This is a genomic window from Vibrio sp. 10N.222.49.C9, assembly GCF_041474985.1.
In the GTDB taxonomy this organism is placed as follows: Bacteria; Pseudomonadota; Gammaproteobacteria; order Enterobacterales; family Vibrionaceae; genus Vibrio; species Vibrio crassostreae_C.
Genome location: NZ_JBFRVD010000737.1, coordinates 1 through 234, shown reverse-complemented (window position 1 = coordinate 234; position 234 = coordinate 1). Strand labels below are relative to the sequence as shown.

Annotated in this window: 1 protein-coding gene; it reads right to left on the bottom strand. The window is 42.3% G+C overall.

The features are described from left to right. Positions 1–234, bottom strand: a 234-nt coding sequence (locus AB4585_RS25335) for a hypothetical protein (protein ID WP_372171537.1), incomplete at both ends; no start/stop codon positions are given.

Sequence of the window (234 nt, the reverse complement as noted above, 5' to 3'; positions counted from 1 at the left end):
AACAAGTCTCTGTCGTCTAGCAGTGATGTTTTTTCCGCTACTGAGAATAGTGCCTCTTGAAGTGTTATCGTTTCGGGGCAAAGAGGGAGTTTGTGTTCCATGCTGTAGAGATAGTTGGAGGACAGCATTAAGTAGAGTGAATCAGTTTCGGTGATTTCGATGTCCCTGTTACCACCGTTTGTTAAGCTCCACTCAAGATTAAAAGACGCTTCTTCGCTAAATAGTTCATAGTAT